This is a genomic window from Amycolatopsis sp. NPDC039088 (genome assembly GCF_055598845.1).
The window spans coordinates 17,966-38,543 of sequence record NZ_JBVKAE010000049.1; the positions used below are offsets into that span (position 1 = coordinate 17,966).

General features: G+C 68.6%; 15 protein-coding genes, 1 tRNA gene and 2 pseudogenes. 11 read left to right on the top strand and 7 right to left on the bottom strand.

What is annotated here, in order from left to right:
- Nucleotides 1-59: 59 nt before the first annotated feature.
- From ACZ7KI_RS38785 to ACZ7KI_RS38805, 5 genes are all read right to left on the bottom strand, one after another.
- Nucleotides 60-1,970 (bottom strand): VirB4 family type IV secretion system protein, encoded by a 1,911-nt coding sequence (locus ACZ7KI_RS38785; RefSeq protein WP_470277992.1) that lies wholly within the window; start codon nucleotides 1,968-1,970, stop codon nucleotides 60-62.
- Entirely contained in the window at nucleotides 1,967-3,133 is a 1,167-nt protein-coding gene (locus tag ACZ7KI_RS38790) for a PrgI family protein (protein WP_470277993.1), read from the bottom strand. The genes ACZ7KI_RS38785 and ACZ7KI_RS38790 overlap by 4 nt, the downstream gene beginning before the upstream one ends.
- Nucleotides 3,130-5,241 carry a TrbL/VirB6 family protein gene (locus ACZ7KI_RS38795; RefSeq protein ID WP_470277994.1) on the bottom strand — a complete coding sequence of 704 codons (2,112 nt, stop codon included), beginning with the start codon at nucleotides 5,239-5,241 and terminating at the stop codon, nucleotides 3,130-3,132. Before ACZ7KI_RS38795 ends, ACZ7KI_RS38790 begins: the two co-directional genes overlap by 4 nt.
- A 58-nt stretch (nucleotides 5,242-5,299) precedes the next feature.
- Nucleotides 5,300-5,608 carry a pilin gene (locus ACZ7KI_RS38800; protein ID WP_470278015.1) on the bottom strand — a complete coding sequence of 103 codons (309 nt, stop codon included), beginning with the start codon at nucleotides 5,606-5,608 and terminating at the stop codon, nucleotides 5,300-5,302.
- Nucleotides 5,609-5,802: 194 nt separating this feature from the next.
- Nucleotides 5,803-6,825, bottom strand: a complete 1,023-nt coding sequence (locus ACZ7KI_RS38805; RefSeq protein WP_470277995.1) for a hypothetical protein — start codon at nucleotides 6,823-6,825, stop codon at nucleotides 5,803-5,805.
- A 703-nt stretch (nucleotides 6,826-7,528) separates the two neighbouring features.
- Between ACZ7KI_RS38805 and ACZ7KI_RS38810 the strand changes: the two genes are divergently transcribed.
- The 6 genes and pseudogenes from ACZ7KI_RS38810 to ACZ7KI_RS38835 all read left to right on the top strand — a co-directional run.
- Nucleotides 7,529-8,344 carry a hypothetical protein gene (locus ACZ7KI_RS38810; RefSeq protein WP_470277996.1) on the top strand — a complete coding sequence of 272 codons (816 nt, stop codon included), beginning with the start codon at nucleotides 7,529-7,531 and terminating at the stop codon, nucleotides 8,342-8,344.
- Nucleotides 8,337-9,248, top strand: a complete 912-nt coding sequence (locus tag ACZ7KI_RS38815) for a DNA methyltransferase (protein ID WP_470277997.1) — start codon at nucleotides 8,337-8,339, stop codon at nucleotides 9,246-9,248. The genes ACZ7KI_RS38810 and ACZ7KI_RS38815 overlap by 8 nt, the downstream gene beginning before the upstream one ends.
- 111 nt (nucleotides 9,249-9,359) lie before the next feature.
- Entirely contained in the window at nucleotides 9,360-10,112 is a 753-nt protein-coding gene (locus ACZ7KI_RS38820; protein ID WP_470277998.1) for a recombinase family protein, read from the top strand.
- Complete coding sequence (locus ACZ7KI_RS38825; protein ID WP_470277999.1) at nucleotides 10,109-11,359, top strand: DNA-methyltransferase; 1,251 nt, start codon at nucleotides 10,109-10,111, stop codon at nucleotides 11,357-11,359. Before ACZ7KI_RS38820 ends, ACZ7KI_RS38825 begins: the two co-directional genes overlap by 4 nt.
- Before the next feature lie 91 nt (nucleotides 11,360-11,450).
- Nucleotides 11,451-12,385 (top strand): annotated as a pseudogene (locus ACZ7KI_RS38830) (DNA-methyltransferase).
- 657 nt (nucleotides 12,386-13,042) lie between these two features.
- A pseudogene (locus ACZ7KI_RS38835) lies at nucleotides 13,043-13,945 on the top strand (recombinase family protein); the annotation flags it as partial.
- 742 nt (nucleotides 13,946-14,687) lie between these two features.
- Here ACZ7KI_RS38835 and ACZ7KI_RS38840 read toward each other — a convergent pair.
- Nucleotides 14,688-14,771, bottom strand: a tRNA-Leu gene (locus tag ACZ7KI_RS38840).
- A gap of 284 nt (nucleotides 14,772-15,055) precedes the next feature.
- Here ACZ7KI_RS38840 and ACZ7KI_RS38845 point away from each other — a divergent pair.
- Both ACZ7KI_RS38845 and ACZ7KI_RS38850 read left to right on the top strand, forming a co-directional pair.
- Nucleotides 15,056-16,078, top strand: coding sequence for an LLM class flavin-dependent oxidoreductase (locus ACZ7KI_RS38845; RefSeq protein ID WP_470278000.1), 1,023 nt, complete (start codon nucleotides 15,056-15,058; stop codon nucleotides 16,076-16,078).
- A 93-nt stretch (nucleotides 16,079-16,171) separates the two neighbouring features.
- A complete protein-coding gene (locus ACZ7KI_RS38850; RefSeq protein WP_470278001.1) occupies nucleotides 16,172-16,858 on the top strand; it encodes a S1 family peptidase in 687 nt (228 codons plus the stop codon).
- On the opposite strand, the gene ACZ7KI_RS38855 is transcribed toward ACZ7KI_RS38850, so the two are convergent.
- Nucleotides 16,851-17,195, bottom strand: a complete 345-nt coding sequence (locus ACZ7KI_RS38855; RefSeq protein WP_470278002.1) for a hypothetical protein — start codon at nucleotides 17,193-17,195, stop codon at nucleotides 16,851-16,853. The two genes, ACZ7KI_RS38850 and ACZ7KI_RS38855, sit on opposite strands and share 8 nt — an antisense overlap.
- 102 nt (nucleotides 17,196-17,297) lie before the next feature.
- Here ACZ7KI_RS38855 and ACZ7KI_RS38860 point away from each other — a divergent pair, with 102 nt between their 5' ends.
- The 3 genes from ACZ7KI_RS38860 to ACZ7KI_RS38870 are packed head-to-tail and all read left to right on the top strand — an operon-like array spanning nucleotide 17,298 to nucleotide 20,522.
- Complete coding sequence (locus ACZ7KI_RS38860; RefSeq protein ID WP_470278003.1) at nucleotides 17,298-18,473, top strand: acyl-CoA dehydrogenase family protein; 1,176 nt, start codon at nucleotides 17,298-17,300, stop codon at nucleotides 18,471-18,473.
- Nucleotides 18,470-19,636 (top strand): CaiB/BaiF CoA transferase family protein, encoded by a 1,167-nt coding sequence (locus ACZ7KI_RS38865; protein ID WP_470278004.1) that lies wholly within the window; start codon nucleotides 18,470-18,472, stop codon nucleotides 19,634-19,636. Before ACZ7KI_RS38860 ends, ACZ7KI_RS38865 begins: the two co-directional genes overlap by 4 nt.
- A 46-nt stretch (nucleotides 19,637-19,682) precedes the next feature.
- On the top strand, nucleotides 19,683-20,522 hold the full coding sequence (locus ACZ7KI_RS38870) for an LLM class F420-dependent oxidoreductase (RefSeq protein WP_470278005.1): 840 nt from the start codon (nucleotides 19,683-19,685) through the stop codon (nucleotides 20,520-20,522).
- The last annotated feature ends 56 nt before the right edge of the window (nucleotides 20,523-20,578 follow it).

Consider the following 20,578-nt stretch of genomic DNA (forward strand, 5'->3'; position numbering starts at 1 on the left):
GGGTACATGAAACGAGAAGAAACGGTTGTGGTTGAAAAGATCCGCGGCGGCGGGGCGGGTTACGCTGCGCTGTCGAGGTCGACGTGCCCGTCGGCGTCCGCGTCGAGAGCCAGCTCAGTGTCGTGAACGTCGAGGTCCACAAACGCGCCGTCGTCCGTGCTAGATTCGTGGTCCGCGTATTGCGCCAACTCGGCCGGATCTGTTGTGATGAGCGCGTTTTCCTGCGGAGACGCCAGCGACTGGAACGCGACTCTCTGCGTCCCGGTCGAGAGCAGACCTTGTCCCTTGTCCGCGGAAATCAGGAACTGCTTCTCGCCTTCGGACAGGTTGAAGGTCGCCACGATCTCAGCGATCGCTTGCGGCGCTTGGCGGAGGAGAATCTGCGTCGCAGCGTTGGCGATGATCGCCTTGCCCAGGTCTGTCCCGAGGACGTCGCCGACATCTTGGGTCGCGATCGTCAAGCCCGCCCAGTGTTTCCGGGCTGCTTTGGCCATCCGGTGCAGAAACCGCGCCCCGGCAAGATCCTGCATGAGCAGCCATGCCTCATCGACCGTGATCAGCCTCGGGCGCCGGATCGCCGGGTTGGACACCCGCCGCCACACCGTCTCCAACGTGAGCAGCGTCCCGATCGACCGGAGTTCGTCGGGCAGGTCACGCAAGCTGAACACGGTCAGGTGCCCCTCGGCACGGGTGGTGGTCGGCCCGGAGAACATCGTGGAGAACGCGCCCTCGACGAACGGGTGCAGCCGGGCGCCCAGGTCCGCCGCGACCGGGTCCGTGGTGCCGGCGAGGCCCGCGGCGAGATCGGCCAGCAGCGGCGCCTGCCGGCCCCAGGTCCGCGGGTCGCTGGTGATCCCGGCCTGCTGATAGGTGGCCATGATCGCCCGGTCGAGCACGGCTCGTTGCTGTGCGGACAGTTCCGTGCCGAGCAGCACCCCGATGACGGTGTGTAGGAACAACGCCCGGCGCGTCAGCGCGTCCTTGGGGGCGGTGCGACGCCCGTCCGGCCTGATGGCGATCGGCAGGTCGAAGGGGTTGAGGCGGACATCGGCGTCGCCGAGGTGGATGTAGGTGCCGCCGATGGCCTCGCACAGCCGCCGGTACTCGTCCTCCGGATCGATGATGGACACCTCGACCCCGCGGTAGAGGCTGCGCAGGGTTTCCAGCTTCACCAGGTAGGACTTGCCCGCACCCGACCGCCCCAAGACGACGCTGTTGTAGTTGTCGGCGGAAAAGCGTTCCCAATGCACCAAACCCTGTGACCCGACGTTGAACCCGTACAGCACACCGGCCGGTGCGGCGACACTGGTCGGGTCGGCGGGCGGCAGATCGGGGCTGGTGAAGGGAAACGCGGCGGCCAGTGCACTGGTGTCGAAGGTGCGGCGCATGCCGATCAGATCCAGCGCCAGCGGCAAGGTGGATACCCAGCCCTGCAACGACCGGTAGGTGGTCGGCTGGGCGTTCATCAGCAACGACGCCGCGAGCGCCCGGACCGCGGCGACCTGCTCGGTGAGATCGTCTTCGTTGGTGGCGTGCACGGTCAGATACAGCCCGAGCCGGTACAACTTCCCTTCGCCTCTCGCGACGCGGGCCGAGAGGTCGTAGGCGTCCTCGGTGGCGGCCTCGACCATCGGGTCCAGCAACCGCCCCTTCTCGCTGGTGTGCCGTCGCCCTGACTCCAATTTGGATAGCTGGCGCTTGAGCCGGTTGGCGGCGGTGACGGGATCGATCGGTTCGATGTGCAGCGACACATCGACACGGCCGGGATAGGACAGCAGCGGCTGTAACCATCCCGCGTGGACTTCGCGGGGATATCCGGTGATCGCGAAGGACGAGACCCATTCGCCGCCGATCTCCAGGTGCCGGGGCGCGACCGACAGCGAGTCCGGGGTGAACGCACTGGCCCTGCCCGACGGTGCTTTCGCGTGCTGCGTCCCGCGGCCTCGAGGACGGCCGAGTTTCGGGCTCATAGGTCACCGCCCTCCCATTCATCAAGAGCCGTCGTCTCTGGCGCCGCGCTGCTGTCGAGCCCGCGGTGGCTGGCCGTGCTCCGGTGCCGGACTGGCGGCTCGTCGTCGAGGTCCGAGGCAGAGGTGGTGATCACCTCGTCCGCGCCGGCCAGCCCCGTCGAGGGCGGGACCAGGCTGTCGGGGTTGCACGCGGTGGCCAGCACGGCGGTGGCCTGGCCCGCGTCCAACGGCGTAACCGTGATCCCCGCGGGGGCAAGCAGTTCGGTCGCTTCCCCCAGCCGCCGCACGAGCCGGGTTTCCGCCGAGCGCCGCGCGGTTTCGGTGACCTTGCCGTCCCGGCTGCGGGTGTGCCGGGCCCGCAGCGCGGCGAGCGGGGACGCTCCTCCGAGACCGTCGGTCGGCCCGGTCGCGCGGACCGGCTCCCGCAGCACCAGCAGCACCTGGCGGCGCAGCAGGTCAGTGGAGCGGCGCAACTGATCGAGATAGGTCGCGTGCTCCCGCGCCGCTGCTTCGAGCATCGGATGCGGCAAACCGGGCGCGGCTTCGCGCAGGTCGTTGATCTGCCGGCTCAGGTCCAGCCGTTCGGCCCGGACGAGCACCTGCACCGGCGCGGAGATCGAATGCAGATACCGGCCGAAGGACGCGACCAGCGCCTCCTGCTCGCCAGCGGTCCTGAGCGCGAAGTTCACGGTGCTGGCCACCGCGACCATGGCGACGCCGTCCGGTCCGAGGTCGACGACACCGGCCTCGGTGACCCCTTCCGCAGGCAGCCGCAGCGCCGCCGGAGATACCTCCGACTCGCCCGCCACACCGCTGGCATCGGTCGCGGTGATGCGACTGGTCAGCCACTCCGGCGCGGCCTGCACGCCTTCGGGCGCGGCGACCCGGTGGCGGGGTTGCAGCCGCTGGCGGATGGCCGCGAGCAGGAGCCGGTCGAGACTTATGCCGTCGCGCTGCCCCAAAGCCAGCACCGCCGAAGTGACCCCGATCGGGATCGCGACGATCAGGAAGATCGGGAGAGGTACTGCGTTGCGGGCCAGGGTCCAGGCGCCGTAGATCACGATCCCGGTCACGGCGAGGATCGCCAGCTGACGGGCAGTGAGGTTGGCCAGGACGCGATCTTCGCGATCGACATCAGACGGTATGCGCACAGGCTGGGTCATGACTTCTCACCTCGACGGGGCGGGACCTTCGGCGACGCCGGTGGCGTGGTCGGCGCCCGGAACGCGACCGGCGGTACGGACGGGGTGCGTGGCCGGGCGTCCCCGATGCGTGGCTCCGGGCGGGCGGCCCGGAACACCGGTGCCGCGGGTGGGGCGGGCGCTGGCGTGATCGGCCGGGGCATGTGCCCGGGTTCCGGCGTCGGCGGCTGGAACCGCAAGTGCGGCGGAACCGCGGCCACCGCGACCGGCCGAGCCGGGTGCGCGGCACCACCGGCTCGGCTCGGCGCTCCAGCAGCTTGGAACTGGGGCGCCGTCGCGGCCTGCCTGCGGCGCCGCCCGGCGGGCGGCGGGACCGGAGTAGCGGGCTTGGACGCGGAACTGAATTCAGGCATGGCGGGTCCTTGGTTGGCCGGGGTGACGGCCGGGTCGTGGGTGGTCTCCTGCGGACCGGGCTGCAGAAACTCCGGCCGCTGCGAGGGCGGGCGCGCCTGCCGGGCCGCGCGGGCACGCTCGGCGTCGTAGGCCGCCTGCAGCCGCCGGTTGACCGCCTGCGGTGTCGGCGCGATCCGCGGCTGGGGAGGCCATGGCGGATCGGCAGCAGCACCGCCACCGCCACCGCCCCCGCCGCCGGTGCCGCCCTTCCCGCCACCGGCGCCGGCGCCGGCTTTGCCGAACCCGCCGGAGTTGCCCGCGACCATCCCGAACGTTTTCGCCGCGATGTACGCCTTCGCGAGTCCGCCGAGGAAGGAGCGGCCGGTGCCGAGTTTGGTGGCGGAGAGGAACCAGAACGGGATCTTGAACAGGATGTAGAGCAGCCCGAGGACGGCGAAGAGCATCATCAGCCCGCCGCCGACCGAGCTGAACAGCTTCGTGCTGCCGTTAAGGAAGGTGTTGACCGCGACGAGCAGGGTGAGTGACTGCGCGATCTCAATGCCGAGCGTGGCGCCCAGGGCCCGCCAGCCCCAGCGGGCGATGCCGTCGGTGTGGGGAAGGGCGTGGCAGGCGACCCACAGCGGAGCGGAGACGGTCAGGATCAGCGTGAGGATCACCCGCACCACGTAGACCAGCAGCAGCGCGATCACCGCGATGACCAGGACGACCTGCAGCAAGATCACGAACAACCCACCGGAGGCCATCGCGGAGTAGGTGCCGTTGATCGACTGGGTGAGGTTGTCGCCGAGCTTGGGCGGGTCGGCCCCGCCGGTGAGGACCGCTGCCGACAGTGCGTTGGCGAGCCGGATCGCCTTGTCGATGAGGAACAGCGACAGCATCGAGGCGAAGAAGGAGACGATGAGGCGGGGCGCGATCTCCTTGATCGAATAGCGGCTCTGGACCGACTCATGTGACATCACGATGATGCCGCCGATCATGATCAGCCCGCTGTAGCAAGCCAGCACGATCAGCCAGGAGTTGTTCCACAGGTTCGCCACTCCGGGCAGCGAATCCAGCGTCGGCGTCGTGAACGCGGTATCACCCAGCAGCTTCAGAAGCGGGTCGAGGGCGGACTTGACCAGCTCGCGGAACACCGCGTTGATGGCCTTGTTGATGCAGCCTTCGATGCTGGTGATCCCGCAGTCCGGGTCGTCACCGTCAGCTCCCGGACCGGGCTGTCCCGGAGCTGTGGCGGGCGGGGGAGTACTGGGCTGCGGGATACAGCCTTCGCCGGTGCACGGCGTGCTGGTGTTCGTGTGCAGCGCAGTGCTCGGGCTGCTGGGTATGCATCCGATCTGCCCGGGGAAACAACTCGTCGGCGGCGGTAGTTCGGTGATGGGCGGCAAGGGGGTCGTCGGCGCCGGAGGATGCGGCGTCCTGGTCGGGAAGTGACACGTCGGGTCCGGTGAATCCGGTGCGCACGTGTTTCCCGGCGGGTTGGTCGGCAGGGGTAACGGCAGCGGTGGCTGCTGTGCGACCGCGGCTTGCTGCGTGTCGCGTGGCGCGAGCTTCTCGGGCGAAGCCCACGCACCGACCGTCAGCAGACAGCCGAGCACCACGGCCACGCCGAGAGCCAGCAGCCGCAACAACCGACGCCTGCGACTGCGAGCGTGACCTTCCGGGATGGGCGGGGTGAGCAGGACCCGCTCCCGGTGCTCCCGGGTCGCTGAGCGCACGCCAGGCTCGCCGCGATCGGGTGCGAGCACACGGGGACGTCGGGTCTCGGCCATGACCTCAGGCCCCGACAATCCCGCGCAGGATCTCCACGGCGAGCGGCGCCAGTGCCGCCAATCCGTAGCCCCATGCCGCGTTCCGGAAGCACCCCTTCGCCTTCTCTGTTTCGCCGGGGTTGCCTCCGGCCAGCAGGTACCGGACCCCGCCGACGGTCAGGAACACCGTCGCCAGGCCGGCCAGGATCCCGACCAGCCAGTTGCGGATGTTGGTGAAGACCTGATCGACACTGGTCGCGAGCGCGAGAACCTGCGTCGAGGCCTGCGCCGCATCCGCGGTGAGGGCGCTGAGCACGACCGCGCCGAGGACCACCACGGCGACAGACCGGGACACTGTGTGGCGCACGGACGGCGGTTGAGAGGTCCGATGACATGGCCGTGCGCCACCCGTGCGTGCCACCGGCCGCGAGCAGTCGGTGACACCCGCGCGGGGCTGGGTCTGATCGGGTGCGTTCGCCGCGCGTGGGCGCGGCGGCACGGTGGCCTGCTGGGTCTGGGGATGGGGTGTCACGCGCATCGGCGCACCTCCGAAGTCGGCTCGTGCTCGGCGGTACGCGGAGAGCCGGGTGGGATCTCCCCGCACCCCAAGAAGCCGGATTTCGGGTCGTTTTTCGACACCGACCGTGATGATTTCTTGGAACCGGTTGGCCGACCGTTGCGCAGACGGCCGCTCACAGCGCGTGATACAGGTGGGTTTTCCTCGGCGGGAGTGTCCGGCGAGCCGACGACCAGAGAGGCGACAACCGCGTCGGCGACGGGGTCTTCGGAGTCGGCGTCGGCGAGCTGGCCGCGCAGCCACGTGACGAGTCGGTCTTCGGCTCGATCCCGGGCCTTGAACGCGGTCTTCGGCGCGGTGCCGTGGGCTTGCGCCCAGTCGGTCACGGAGGTTTCGCCGAGCCGTGTCGCCGAGATCAGTTCCGCTTCGATGGGGGTGAGAATCTGCTCACCGACCGCCCGTGCGAGCACCAAGTCGGGGTGGCCGTACGGCGGGCGCGGCGCCGCGGAGTGATAACCCGAGCCCGCCGGCAGCGGCGCGTCCAGCGACTCCTCCAATGCCGCTTGCCCGGCACGACGAGCGGCGAAGTGCAGCCTGGCGATGATGCCGGGATCGGTCAGATCCACAGTCGCCAACGCGTGGACGAATCCGGCGAGTACGGCCGCGTGGACATCCGCGCGATCGAGCGGATACCGCGCCGCCAGCCACCGGGAACTCGAGGCCAACGACGGCAGTGCCATCCCGACGCACGCGACTGTCCACGCACCCCCGTGAGCGCGAGAACGCAGCACCAAATGCGCCCACACGTCGTCTTGAGTGCGATGCGGGCACTGCTTGCTCATCACCCGGTCCCGCAGCTCGTCCAGCGGCACCGGACGCCGCGGCAACCCGGCGAATCGGGACCCGTTCACGGCCATCGGCTTCGGCCCGGTGACCAGCCACCCGAAGGCGTCGCGCGCGGTGTCCAGCGGCAGCCATTCGTGTCCCTCGTGATCGGGGCGGATGGGCGCGGATACAGTCTCGTCGTTCGTCATTGATGTGCTCCTGACTGGAGTTCGTGGAAACAGCTCCGTCAGGACGCCATGGCGGCGACAAGAAAAGAACAAGAAAAGAACAAGGATGATCTTCTTAGTAGGCGAGCTCGGCTACTAAAACCGAAGTCTTGAAGGATTCAGAAACCCCGTGCGGGACGGCCTGTCCTGGTGGTGTCAATGTCGCCTTAGTGGCTCGTGAACTGGTCTTTTAAGCGATCGTTAGTAGGCAGTGGCGACTGGCTGAGGTGAGGCCTGCGGCGACTCCGGCCGGGCTGCTTTTGATCCGGGTCAGAAATTCTTCTCGACCCGGGCCCGGGGTTATTCGGCAGCGGGCCAATTCGCGCTGTGCTGGCTCGAATTCTTCAGGACGCTGGGAAAGCGACGACGTATTCGGATTCGATTCTCGCTGCGTGCGGCGCTGGGCTTCGGAGTTTTTGAAAAAACTTGGGCGAGCGGTGTCGAAAAACGGCCTCAAAACCGGCTTCTTGGGGTGACTTGGCAGACCACGCCGATCACACCGCGAGGAAGGCCACCGATGACTTCACCACCGCATCCTGAGCCCGGACGCCGTCACCACCGCTTGCCACATCGCGACACGGCAAGCCTCCGCCACGGCCGGCACCGCGCGCCACGGACCACACCTGCTACCGCAACTGCCCGCAGGCCACGTCCGACGACCTTCTGGCCGTTCGCCGACGCGGAGATGCTGCCCGGCACCGCACTACTTCCCGGCTGGCTCGGACGCACGATCGTCACCGTCGTGACGACCTACACCCGCCCCGGCGACCGCGTCCTTCTCCTCACTCCACCGCCATCCCCACGCGCTCTTCGGCACGCGGTTGGCGGCGCCCGCGGCGCCGACCCATACGCCGGTCTCGCCGAGGCAGTCTGGACCGTCGCCCGGCTCGGCCGCGGCGCCGATACCGCGACCGCGGCACCCGCCCCCGACTACCTGGCCGAGCACCCCGACTCGCCCCGCCATGCCGGAGCCGAGTCGGGGTCGCGACCCCGACTCGGTCGGCTCGGGCTGCACCCGGTGGCCGATCCGCACCCCGACTCGGCACGCCCTCCGCATCGCGATGGGGACCGACCGCGCGGCGGGTTCGACCTGATCGTCACCGCGCTCGATCCGCACGCCACCGACTGGCTCGCACACGCCGACTGGGACGCCCTGCTCACCCCGCGCGGCCTCCTCGCGACAGTCACACACGGTGATACCCACGATGGGCGACTGCGCGATCCGCACGCGACTTTGCTGGGCACGCTGGGTAGTCGCGGGTTGCGATGTCTCGATCACATCGCCGTGCTCGCCACGCCTGTGTCGAACCTGCCGGACCGCTCCGCCGCCGCAGACCAGGCGGACACCGCGGCCTCTGCGCCGAACTTCTCGCCTCGCGCGGTTGTCGCCGCAGCGCCGCCGCTGCGCTCGGTGCACCACGACCTCGTTCTGCTCGGACGGTTGTCGTCGGAGGCAACAGACGACGGCGCCCTCGACAGGAGGGAGACCTCGGATGTCTAAGCGCACCGGCACGCGGCTCCCCCGCCCGGCGGGGGTGCGGTCCGAAGGCCCGATTGTGGCGTCGGTGTGGCCGACCGGGACCGACAGTCTGACGGACCAGCTGAACAAGGGCGGCTACCACGACGCCACCGGCGCCGACCCCGCTTTGATGGCCCCGGCGATCGCCCGCTACGCCGTCGCGGCGCTGACCCGACCCGGTGACATCGTGCTCGATCCCGACTGCGGAGCGGGCACCACGATCGTCGAAGCGCTGCGGGCCGGGCGGCACGCGATCGGGTTGACCGAGCAGCGCCGGTGGTGGCGCCTGGCGCGCACCAACGTGACCGCCACGAAGGCGCGCGGGGTGTTCGTCGACGGCATGGTTCTCATCCTCGACCGACGCCCCGGCACCGCGGTCGCCGCTGCCACGGCCGGGTTGACCGGGCGGATCGATCTCCTCCTGACGACCCTGCGGCCCAATCCGGCCAGCGACCTGGATGGTGCGCTGGAGCGGTTGCGAACCCTGCTTACGCAGTACGGGCCCCTGCTGCGTCCCGGCGGGCACGTGGTCATCACCAGTGCCCCGCAGCGCCACCCTGTCCGGCACGACCTGCTCGACGTTCCGGGCCGGATCGCGGCGGTCGCCACCGCAGCCAGGCTGGCACCGGTCGCGCGGTGTGCGGCGCTGACCGCGACGGTGCGACGAGGCCGCACCTACACCCGCGCGTCGCTGGCTCAGCGCCGCGTCGCCGCCCGCGCCGAACGTGCTCTCGGGCATCCGGTCGCGCTGCCCGCACACCACACCGCGCTGGTGCTGCGAGCCGATCCCGACGCCGCCGATCCAGCCCTGAACCAGCCCCTCCCCGCGCTGCCCGCACCGTCGCGAGCACACCGTCCCGGGCGGCCCCACTCGGCCGCCGCGTGAGTGCGCGCCCGTTCGCCTAGCACTCGTCGGCGCCCCGCCCATGGCGCAGCGACGTGAGCCGATCTACCCCGGCTCGCGACCTCAACCCACCTTGCCGAAGGAGCGATTCTCATGGACACCACCCCGCAACCGGGTCGCTGCCCGCGTCGGGCCGCACGCCGCATCAATCCCCTGCTCTATCCGTTCGTTAGCTATCGCACGCGCAGGCTCGAGTCACCCACCGGATGGCGGCGGCTGCGCGAAGCCCTCACCGGATACTCGCTGGCTCCGTACGAGGACGATGACCGGCGCGAGTGCGCCGATCTGGGCGTCTACCTCTATCAGGTGGAGCTGACCAGGCGGTCGCGGCTGGCGCTGTGGCAGCGCACCCGCGACGGCTGGTGGCTGGGCCCCGCACCGTACGGCTACGCCCTGGAACATCACTGGGTGGAGCCGGAGTCCGCTCGTGCCGGGTGGCGGCACCGGCTGATCGTCGACGCACTTCGTGCGCCGGTTGTGTCACTGATCTTCGCCTGGTCGGTGCACGAAAACCTCAGCGACCGCGCCATTGCCCGGCGCCTGACCGAACAGCGGCATCCCCGCCCGGTCGATCCCGTGTCCGGCCGGGCACGCGCGTGGAGCCGCGCGGTGGTGCGCACCATCCTGGCCAACCTCGTCTACCTCGGCTACGTCGTGCGCGATCGCACGCTGCGCGGGGTGGAACAGCCTCCGGAACGCTGGACATGGTCGCGGCAGCGTAGCCACCGGGCGCTGGTCGAACCTGCCCTGTTCTGGACGGCCTACAACCGCCGAGCCCGCTGGGTCTCACCGACCTCGGACTCCGACACCACCGGACTCACCGACCAGGGCCGGGAGGCGGCATGACCCAGCATCCGACGAGCACCGTGTACTACCGCGATGACGCGGTCACGCTCTACACCGGCGACGCCACCGCCACCCTCGCCGGCCTTGCGGAGAAGTCGGTGGACTGCGTGGTCACCAGTCCGCCGTACTGGGGGCTGCGGGACTACGGGACCGGCACCTGGGTGGGCGGCGATCCTGGCTGCGCGCACCTGGCCGCGGCCGGACGCGGCGGCAACATTCCCCAGTCCAAACATCCCGGTCTCGCCTATCCCGCGTCGGCGGCGCATCGTGGTGGCGCGCCGCAGCTCTGCCGTCGGTGCGGCGCCCGCCGCGAGGACGACCAGCACGGCCTGGAGGCGACCCCACAGGGCTACGTCGACCGGCTCCGGCGGGTCTTCGCGCAGCTGCACCGCGTCCTGGCCGACACCGGCACCGTGTGGCTGAACCTGGGCGACTCCTACTCCGCCGAACCGCCCGGCCGCACCGGGGACCCGATGCGGACGAGCACCCTGTCCGGCCGCAGCGCGGCGGCACCATTGCGGGAATCGGTGCGCCAAGCCGGGGTGATGCGCACGCGGTCCCTGCCGCGGAAGAACTTGGTCGGGATACCGTGGCGGGTCGCGTTCGCGTTGCAGGCCGATGGCTGGATTCTGCGCAACGCGATCGTGTGGCACAAACCCAACGCCATGCCCGAATCCGTACGCGACCGGGTCTCCAATCGGTACGAGATGCTGTTCCTGCTCACCAAACAGCAGAAGTACTTCTTCAACCTCGACCCGATCCGCGAACCACTTACCCGTCCCGAGGCGGTCGGGGAGGGCATCGTGATCGGCGGCGCGAACAAGGGCCGCCACGGCGGGATCGACGCGACCGCACGCCGCCGCGGACACAGCGTGTACGGCAAATACCACGATGCCAGCCCGTTCACCGGGAAAACGCACGGCGATGCGATGCGGCCGACCGGGGTGCGGCACTCCGCCGCGCACCCGCGTGGCAAAAACCCCGGTGACGTCTGGTCCATCACCACCCGCCCCCTCCGCGAAGCGCACTTCGCCGCCTTCCCTGTCGACATCCCGCTGCGGTGCATCGCCGCCGGATGCCCGGAGGCCGGCGTCGTGCTCGACCCGTTCAGCGGCGCCGCTACCACCGGCATGGCCGCACGACAGCTCGGCCGGTCCTACGTCGGCATCGACCTCAATCCGGACTTCCACGACATCGGCCTCCGGCGCCTCGGCCTCGCCGCGGACGAACAGAGGAGGGCTGCGTGAACGCGTCCATCGCGACCCATCGTCGATATGACGGTGCACCCTCTTCATCGCTGATGCGAAAGCCGGGATCGCGGAACTGCCCGACGACTCGGTGGACTGCCTCGTCACCAGCCCGCCCTACTGGCGCTTGCGTGACTACGCCCCCGACACCTGGATCGGCGGGCGACAGGGATGCCACCACCGCCCGGCCAGCGCCGGAACCGTATTTGCGGACGGCAGCAGCGATCGGCGCCAATGCCGAGACTGCGGAGCAGTACGCGAGCACCCGCAGATCGGCCTGGAACCGACTGCGGACGAGTACATCGACACAGTGCGTGCGGTGTTCGCCGCGGCGCGCCGAGTGCTCACCCCGCGAGCGACCGTGTGGATCAACCTCGGCGACAGCTACTCCACCAACTCCGACGGCTACTGGTGCACAACACCCGGCCAGGCCGGACAACCGCACTACCGGCCTATCGCCGACGTTCCGCACAAGAACCTGCTCGGAATGCCCTGGCGCCTCGCCTTCGCACTCCAAAGCGGCGGGTGGATTCTGCGGTCGGCGATCGTCTGGCACAAGCCGCACGCCACGCCGACGCCGATCCGCGACCGGCTCGCCACCATCACGAGATGATCTTCATGCTCGTCACGCAGCCGGACTACTACTTCGACCTTGACCCGATCCGGCGGCCCTACACGGGCGACCGCGCACTCTCCCGTCGAGCCCATCACGGCGGCAACAAACCGAACACCGCCCGCGGAACCTGGCCCCGCACCCCAGCGCACGGCCAGCGCGGACGCAACCCCGGCAACGTGTGGACTATTCCACCCGACCGATCCCGCACCGGCCATCCCGCGCCGTCTCCGCTGGAGATCCCGCGCCGCTGCATCGCAGCAGGATGCCCGCCGGGAGGCCACGTTCTCGACCCGTTCAGCGGCAGCGGCACCACCGGTGTCGCCGCCCGCGAACTCGGCCGCCACTTCACCGGCATCGACACCAACCCCGCCTACCACGACATCGCGATACGGCGGATCGTTGGGCGGTAGTGCCGACAGGAACCAACGCCCTAGCCCCTGCCGCGCCGCGCAGGCACGGCATCTCGGTCGACGCGAGCCGGAGTCTTCCGGCTGACTGCCTGGCGCGTGCTCACGATTCCGCCAGGAGCACGCGTCTGTGGGCAAAGCCGTCGTCGGCACGCCGAGCAGCCGCGGTGAAACTGCCGCCGCGCCGCATAACAGCTCGCCGTGCTGTAACGCTTAGCGGTCCGGGGCCCACTCGTTCGGGGCCTCCGTTTGTCGCCGAACGACGCTACGATTCCAGGCCCGCGATACTGAGCGAGCCTCTGACCAGCTGGTTTCGCTCGATCCAGGGTGTTGTACGTGGCGGAGAAACAACAGGCAAGGAGACACGGCTACATGCCCATCCCCGCACGGCCGAGGTCATCGACCGCTTGTCTAACACCGTGTCCGAGCAGATCCAGGCGTCGATGAGGGCAAAATCATGAGCACTCAGCACCGTCGACGCCTGGACGATGCAGATCGTCCGGTGGATGTCCTGTTGCCCGCCGAACCGCCGGTACTCACTCCTGCGGCGGCATCGGCGTTGCTGCGGCTCCTAAGACGGAACAAGCAGCGGGCCGAGGAATCCGATTTCACCGCCCGCGATGCCCGAGCTGGCGGCTGTGACTCCAGGAGGGAAGCTGCATGACTGGTCGTTTCGCGTTCTACGGGCGTGTGTCCACCGAGGATCAGCAGGATCCTGAGGCGTCGCGGAACTGGCAGCTTGCTCGCGCTCGTGCGTTGATCGAGCGGCACGGCGAAGTTGTGACCTCGTTCTTCGATATCGGCCAGTCGCGGTCGATCCCGTGGAAACGTCGCCCGCAAGCATCCCTTCTGCTTGATGCTCTCAAGGACCGGGGCCGGGGATTTGACGGGGTCGTGATCGGTGAGCCACAACGGGCGTTCTATGGCAATCAGTACGGGCTGACCTTCCCGGTGTTCATGCACTATGGCGTGCAGTTGTGGGTGCCCGAAGTCGGCGGACCGATCGATCCCGAGTCCGAGGCCCACGATCTGGTGATGTCGGTCTTCGGTGGAATGAGCAAGGGGGAGCGGACGAGGATCAAGGTCCGGGTACGGACCGCGATGGCCGCGCAAGCTCAGGTCGAGGGACGCTATCTGGGCGGGAGGCCTCCCTATGGGTACCAACTGGTCGACGTCGGTCCGCACCCCAATCCGGCCAAAGCCGCGGACGGGAAACGACTGCGGCGACTGGAAGCGGACCCAACGACCGGACCGACGGTGCAGCGGATCTTCCAGGAGTACCTGTCGGGGATCGGAGTGTTCGCGATCGCTCAACGACTGACTGAAGATGGTATCGCCTGTCCGTCGTTGTACGACCGTGCGCGTAATCCGCACCGCTCGGGTGTTGCGTGGTCGAAGAGTGCGGTGCGAGGGATCCTGGGAAATCCGCGATACACCGGGCACGAGGTGTGGAACAAGCAGCGCAAGCAGGAGTCATTGATCGATGTCGAGGACGTCGCTCTGGGGCACGAGACCAAGATGGCGTGGAACCCGAAAGACCAGTGGATCTTGTCCGACCAGCCGGTCCACGACTCGCTGGTGAGCAGTGAAGTGTTCGAGCAGGTGCAGTTGCGCCTGGCCGCACGTGGGCCGCGTTCGACTGGACGGGTGACGGCGCGCCGACAGCATGGGTATGCCTTGAAGGGGTTGCTGTTCCATGAAGCGTGTGGGCGGCGCATGCAAGGTAACTGGAACCACAACGTGGCCCACTACCGATGCCGGTTTCCGAACGAGTACGCCATCGCGAACAAGGTCGATCACCCGCTGACGGTGTACGTGCGGGAGGACGTCATCCTCGGCCAGCTGGACAGTTGGTTGGCGAAGGTGTTCAGCCCCGGGCGGATGGAACAGTCACTGATGATGCTGGGGGCTGCCCAGCCTGATATCGAACCTGCACACGCAGAGGTCCGTCGTGCGCTCCTCGAGTGTGACCGGAAGTTGGCGCGTCACCGAGCGGCGTTGGAGGCGGGAGCCGATCCAGCATTGGTGGCCGCGTGGAGCGGCGAGGTCCAACGTGAGCAGACGGCGCTGAAAGCGCGGCTCGCGGCTGACGGTGATAGGTCCGTCCGGAGCCGCCGGATGAGCCGCGAGGAGATCCAGATGATGGTCGACTCGCTCGGGGGCCTGTTGTCCACCCTGCGAGAAGCAGACCCAGCGGACAAGCTTGAGGTCTATCGACAACTGGGAGTCAAGCTGACCTATGATCATGAAAAACGGGTGGTCACCGCTGAAACTCAGCCGAAACCACCCGTGTGCACAGTGAACGTGTCCGAGGGGGGACTTGAACCCCCACGTCCGTTAAGGACACTAGCACCTCAAGCTAGCGCGTCTGCCATTCCGCCACTCGGACTTGCTGATGAAGAGAGTATACGTCCCCTGGGAGGCCTGAATCAGGGGGGTACTTATAGTCACGACCACTCACGTTGAGAGGATGGACGGTTACCGTCTGGCAGTTATCCTGCCGCCAAGCGGGTGAAGGCGCGACGCAAGTCCGCAGCTCAGTGGCCGAAAAAGCAAGAGGTAACCGCCAGTGACACAAGGTAGTCGTTAGGGGCGGCAGGGCGACGCGGTCCGCAGGGCCAAGGGCGCCGACTTGGGGGAATCAAACCCGGCCATCGGACGCTTACAAGTGCTGTGAAGAAGATTGGTTTCCTGTCGTTCGGCCACTGGTCGGCGAGCGCGCACTCCGAGACCCGGTCCGCCGCGGACTTCCTGCATCAGTCGATCGACCTGGCCGTCGCCGCCGAGGAGCTGGGTGTGGACGGCGCGTATTTTCGTGTGCATCACTTCGCGCGGCAGGCGGGGAGTCCGTTTCCGCTGCTCGCGGCGATCGGCGCCCGGACCTCGAAGATCGAGATCGGTACCGGCGTGATCGACATGCGTTACGAGAACCCGATGTACATGGTCGAGGACGCCGGCGCCGCAGACCTCATCTCCAACCGCAGGCTCCAGCTCGGGATCAGCCGGGGATCCCCGGAGCAGGTGATCGACGGCTGGCGGTACTTCGGTTACGCCCCCGCGGAGGGCGAGACCGCCGCGGACATGGCACGGCAGCGCACCGAGGTCTTCCTCAAGCTGCTCGAGGGGGAGGGCTTCGCGCAGCCGAACCCGCGGCCGATGTTCCCCAATCCGCCGGGGCTGTTGCGGCTCGAGCCGCACTCCGAGGGGCTGCGCGAGCGCATCTGGTGGGGATCCAGCTCGAACGCGACCGGCATCTGGGCCGCGAAGCTGGGCATGAACCTGCAGAGTTCCACGCTCAAGGACGACGAGACGGGTGAGCCGCTGCACGTCCAGCAGCGCAAGCAGATCGAGGCCTACCGCGAAGCGTGGAAGGAAGCCGGTCATGAGCGGGAGCCGCGGGTTTCGGTCAGCCGCAGTATTTTCGCCCTGACCAACGATCTGGACCGGGCCTACTTCGGTCGCGACCGCAACTCGCGTGACCAGGTCGGCATGATCGACGAGAACACGAGGGCGATCTTCGGACGTTCTTATGCCGCCGAGCCTGACGAGCTGGTGAGGGAACTCAAGGCGGACGAAGCGATCCAGGCGGCGGACACGGTGCTGCTGACCATTCCGAATCAGCTGGGTGTCGAGTACAACGCCCACGTGCTGGAGAGCATCCTCACCCACGTGGCACCGGAGCTCGGCTGGCGCTGAGCGCGTTGGCGGGGGAATGCGCGATTCGGCCGATGGGCAGCGGTGTGCGGCCTGGCTAGGATCGGGGCACTTCCCTTGCCATCGGAGGGTCCCATGAGTCCGACCCGGTTCCGCTGTCTGCTCGGTTTGGTCCTGGCCTTCTGCCTTGTGGCACCGCCCGCCGCTCAAGCAAGCGCTCCGGCTCCGCTCGGCGGCGGGAGTTCGTTGCAGACCGGGGCGTCGTCCCGGTGCACCGCCGGGTTCGCCGCGGTCTCGGGGAATATCGGCTACCTGATCGCGAGCGCGGCCTGCGGCAGGCCCGGTGACACCGTCAGCAGCGGGGGCCGCGTGGTCGGAGTCGTCGCGGCCGTCCAGTTCCCGCCGAGTGGCGCGATCGTCATCCGGGTGACCAATACGACCGATTGGCGGCTGGTGGCATCGATCCCGCCGGTCGACAGCCGGGTGACGGTCACCGGGTCGACCGAGGCCGCGGTCGGTGCCTCGGTGTGCAAGTACGGTTCGACCACCGGCTGGCGGTGCGGCGTCATCCAGGCGAAGAACCAGACGATCACCTTTCCTGATGGGACTTTGACCGGGCTGACCCGGACGTCCGTCTGCGCGGAGCCCGGCGACACAGGCGGACCGTTCGTCAGCGGAACGCAGGCCCAGGGCGTGCTGGTCGGCGGCAGCGGGAACTGCGCCGGCGGCGGGAATTCCTACTTCCTGCCGGTCAACCGCGTCCTGGCGGCCTATCGACTGACCATTCTCACCGGTACGTCGAAACGATCAGTGTCTAGCTGAAGAGCACCGAGCGCAGGAGCAGCCGGTCGGAACCGCTGCCGCCGAAGGGGCGGAGCGAAAAGTAGGACTCGCTCTTGCAGTCGTCGTCCAAGAAGACCACCGCTGTCGAATCGGTGTCGTTGCGCGGGCGGAACGCGTCGACGTCCCACTCGGCGCTTTCGGGAATTTTGATGCATTCACCGCCGGGCGGGTCCATCAGGGTGCCGATCTGGAGCTCTTCGTTCTCGTCGTAGTAGCGGTAGGTGAATTCGCCTTCGGCCGCGGAAGCCGCCGCGGGGATCGTGAAGCACAGGGCGGCGGCACTGGCCACGGCGAGGAAAGCGGTACGTGTGCGCATGGAACGACGTTAGGGCGATGATCAACATCTCCGATAGGTCTCGCCGCCAGGTCCACCCGAGGGTGTGGACCTGGCCCAGGCCGGTGATCGATAGTGAGGGGCATGTACACCGGCAACCCCGACGTCCCCGATGACGTCTTCGCGGACGTCCTCGGCCAGATCGACGACTTCGTCCGAACCCGCGTGATGCCGCGCGAACTCGAGATCATGAGCACGGACGCCATACCGGCCGACCTGCGGGCACAGGCCGCGGAGATGGGGTTGTTCGGGTACGCGATCCCGCAGGAGTGGGGCGGGCTCGGGCTCGACCTGGTCCAGGACGTCGAGGTGGCGATGGCGCTGGGGTACACCTCCTTGGCGCTGCGGTCGATGTTCGGCACGAACAACGGCATCGCCGGGCAGGTGCTGGTCGGGTTCGGCACGGAGGAGCAGCGAGCGCGGTGGTTGCCGGGGATCGCGTCGGGGGAGGTCGTCGCGTCGTTCGCGCTCACCGAGCCGGGCGCGGGATCGAACCCCGCCGGGCTGCGGACCAGCGCGAAGCTCGACGGTGACGGCTGGATCATCGACGGCGGCAAGCAGTTCATCACCAACGCCACCGAGGCCGGGTTGTTCGTGGTGTTCGCGCGTACGAAGCCCCCGTCGGAGTCCGGGACGGGGATCGCGGTCTTCCTCGTGCCCGCCGACGCGCCCGGCATCCAGGTCGGCGCGAAGGACGCGAAGATGGGGCAGGAGGGTTCACGCACCGCGGACGTCACGTTCTCGCAAGTCCGTGTCGGCCCGGAGGCACTGGTCGGGGGAGATGGCGATGTCGGCTACAAGGCGGCGATGACGTCGCTGGCGCGCGGGCGGATCCACATGGCAGGCCTGGCCGTCGGGACCGCGCAGCGGGCGCTCGACGAGTCGGTCGCGTACGCCGCCACCGCGACCCAGGGTGGTACACCGATCGGGGATTTCCAGTTGGTGCAGGCGATGCTCGCCGACCAGCAGACCGGCGTCCTCGCCGGGCGTGCGCTCGCCCGTGAGGCCGCGCGGCTCTACGTGACCGGCGAGGACCGGCGGATCGCGCCGTCGGCGGCGAAGCTGTTCTGCACCGAGATGGCGGGCAAAGCCGCGGATCTGGCGGTGCAGGTGCATGGTGGCAGCGGCTACCTGCGTGAGGTCGCGGTCGAACGGATCTACCGTGACGTCCGCTTGATGCGGCTCTACGAGGGCACCAGCGAGATCCAACGGCTGATCATCGGCGGCGGACTTGTGCGCGCCGCGAAGAAGAAAGCATGACCCGGCCGCTCGACGGGGTCACGGTCGTCGCCATCGAGCAGGCGGTCGCCGGGCCGCTGGCCACTCGCAATCTCGCCGACCTCGGCGCACGGGTGATCAAGGTCGAGCGCGTCGACGGCGGCGATTTCGCGCGCGCCTACGACCACGCGGTCCATGGCACCGGCGCGCATTTCGTCTGGCTGAACCGGGGGAAAGAGTCGCTCGCCGTCGACCTCAAGACCGCCGAGGGCCGTGACGTCGTCCGGCGGCTGGTGGCGAAGGCCGATGTGTTCCTGCAGAATCTGGCGCCCGGCGCGGCCGAGCGGCTCGGCTTCGGCGATCTGCGGGACGAGCGGCCCGAGCTGGTCGTGGTGAACCTGTCCGGCTTCGGCGCGGGCGGGCCGATGGAACAGCGCAAGGCCTACGACATGCTCATCCAGGCCGAGGCCGGCCTCATCGCGATCACCGGTACACCCGAAACCCCGGTGAAGACCGGGATTCCGACCGCCGACATCGCCTCCGGCATGTATTGCGCGCAGGCCGTGCTGGCGGCGTTGCTGCGCCGCTGGCGCACCGGAGAGGGCGCGACGATCGAGGTCTCGATGCTGGAGGCCACCGCCGAATGGATGGGATACGCGCTCAACACCCGGATGTACGCCGGAACCGAACCCGAGCGGATGGGCCTGAGCCACGGTGCGATCGCGCCGTACGACGCATTTCCCACGCGCGACGGCCGAATGCTGATCGGCGTTCAGAACGACATCGGGTGGCGGACTCTCGTGACCGATGTCCTCGACGCACCGGAACTCGCCGACGACCCGCGCTTCACCACCAATGTGCGACGTGTGGCCCATCGCGCGGAATGCGACGCCGCCGTCACGGCCCGGACCTCGCGATGGTCCAACAGCGAACTCGACGAACGGCTCGCCGCAGCCGGGGTTCCCGCCGCCCAGCTCAAGGACGTCGGCCAGGTCGCCGATCATCCGCAGCTGCGGGCGCGTGATCGCTGGCGCAAGGTCGGCACCGAATTCGCCCGCGTCGACGCCCTGCTGCCGCCGGTGACCTTCGACGATTTCGAGGCGTGCATGGGCGACGTCCCGGCTTTGGGCGAACACACGCGAGCTTTGCTCGTCGAGTCCGGAGTGGACGCCGACGACTACCTGCGCCGCGGTATCGCCCGCTGAATTTCGGCCGCGCGACTGGAGGAACTCCAGGTTTACGATCGAAATCATGCGATTCGCCATCAAGACTTCGCCGCAGGACACCGTCTGGTCCGACATGCTCGCCGTCTGGCAGGCCGCCGACGAGATCGAACTCTTCGAATCCGGGTGGACCTTCGACCACTTCTATCCCATTTTTTCGGATTCGACCGGTCCGTGCCTGGAAGGGTGGGTGACCCTCACCGCGCTCGCGCAGGCCACGAAACGGCTCCGGCTGGGCACGCTGGTCAGCGGGATCCACTACCGGCACCCCGCGCTGCTCGCGAACATGGCCGCGACACTGGACATCGTTTCCGGCGGCCGTCTGGAGATCGGTGTCGGCGCGGGCTGGAACGAAGAGGAATCCGGCGCCTACGGCATGGAACTCGGCACCATCAAGGAACGCAGCGACCGGTTCGAGGAAGCCTGTGAGGTGCTCGTCGGTCTGCTGACCCAGGAGACCACCACGTTCCAGGGCGAGCACTACCAGCTGACCGACGCCCGCTGCGAACCGAAGGGCGTGCAGAAACCGCACCCGCCGATCTGCATCGGCGGCAGCGGCGAGAAGCGCACCTTGCGCACGGCCGCCAAGTACGCCCAGCACTGGAACTTCGTCGGCGGCACGCCGGAGGAGTTCGCGCACAAACGTGCGGTGCTGCACCGGCACTGCGCGGACATCGGCCGGGATCCGAACGAGATCACCTTGTCTTCGCACGTCCGCCTCGGCACGGACGGTGACTACGCCAAGGTCGCCGCGGACGTCGAAGCCCTCGGCGAAGCGGGCTTGGACCTGGCGATCATCTACCTGCCGCCGCCGCACACTCCCACCGTGCTGGAGCCGCTGGCGAAGGCGCTCGAACCGCTGCGCTGACGACTTCGAAGGTCAACGGGGGCGGCTCCTCTCGCCGGGAGGGGCCGCCCTGTCGT